We start from the raw sequence: 1,309 nt of genomic DNA, 5'->3' as shown, positions 1-1,309 counted from the left end.
GCTTCACAGGCCCCTGGGCCGTCCGGTCCTTGCGGATCTCGAAGTCCAATGCATCCCCTGAACTGGGGTGTTGCAACGACTCCTAGAACCCAAGCGAGCAGTGGGCGGCCGGGCCCTTCGGCTTCAGGTGCGGGCCGGCTGTCAGGCCCGGTCGCCGAAGACCTGCCAGTAGGCGGACTGGTGGCCGTTCGACCGGGCACCCACCTGGACCTCCACGGGGTACTTCGGGGTCTCCTTCATGGCGATCCGGAAGGTGTACTCGACCGTGTCACCCCACCTGTTGCTCTCCATCCCGGTCGGGAGGACCGCGGTCAGACCGTCGCACTCCTCCTGCACCTCGACCGGCTTCCAGTCAGCACCGACCCTCGCCTCCAGCGTGAAGTCGCCCGCCGCCAGCCACTTGGCGCTCGACACGCCCACCACGGGGTGCAGGTTCGCGGTGCCCCCCGGGGCGTTGGCCTCGAAGCCGAACTCGACGGGGGTCGTCCCGACCTTGAGGCCCGTCTGCGACACGCCGGTCACCTCCGGGCTGAGGTGGTCGACGACCGAGGCGTTCAGCACGGCCTTCGCGATGCCCTGGTAGTGCGTGGAGTTCGGCACAGGGGCGTCCGCCTCGATCCCGAGCCGGCCCGGGCGGTTGGCCATGGACAGCCGCATCCGGTACTCGATGGTCCGGCTCTCGCCGGCGGCGAGCGTGAAGGCCCCGTCGTTCTGGTTGACCACGTAGTCCATCCCGGTGCCCTGGCTGAGGTGGTCCAGCTGCTTCCAGCCCGAGGCGTCCTTGCGCTCCAGGGTGCCGTCCGCGAGGTCCAACACCCGCGCGCAGGGGGCGCCCTCGTACTGCTGGGTCACCACCACCGGGGCCACGCCGCGGGTGCCGGTGGCGTCGTTGTTCTTCCAGGTGACGGAGAAGGTCACCAGGTCGTTCAGCTCGATCTGCGCGCCCTCGCTCAGGCCGCTGAAGGTGATCCCGATGCCGCTTCCGCCGGACTGGGCGGCGGGCTTCGGCGCCGCGGGCTTGGCGGCGGCGGGCTTGGCCGGGGCCTTCGTGGCCGGCTTGGCCGGGGCCTTCGCGGCGGGCTTGGCGGGCTCGGCGGCGGGGGCCTCCGCCGCCGGGGCCTCGGCGGCGGGCGTGGCGGCCGGCGCGGCGGTGGTGGGCGCGGCCGGGGCGGGGGTGGTCGGGACGGCGCCCGCGCCGGGGGTGGCCGAGGAGGTGGCCGAGGGGGTGGGGGCGGAGGCGGCGACGGACGACCCGCCGTTGGTCGGGCCGCAGGCGGCGACACCGACGGCGGCGACGACGGCCAGCGGG

1 protein-coding gene is annotated in these 1,309 nt (G+C 73.6%); it reads right to left on the bottom strand.

The window, feature by feature from the left end:
- Positions 1–141: 141 nt before the first annotated feature.
- The coding region (locus ACGF0D_RS44285) for a hypothetical protein (protein WP_392926264.1) at positions 142–1,309 on the bottom strand (1,168 nt) is incomplete at its 5' end.

Source organism: Kitasatospora sp. NPDC048298, assembly GCF_043201465.1.
GTDB lineage: Bacteria > Actinomycetota > Actinomycetes > Streptomycetales > Streptomycetaceae > Kitasatospora.
The sequence above is the reverse complement of the archived record's forward strand: the minus strand, read 5'-3'. Positions and strand labels throughout refer to the sequence as shown.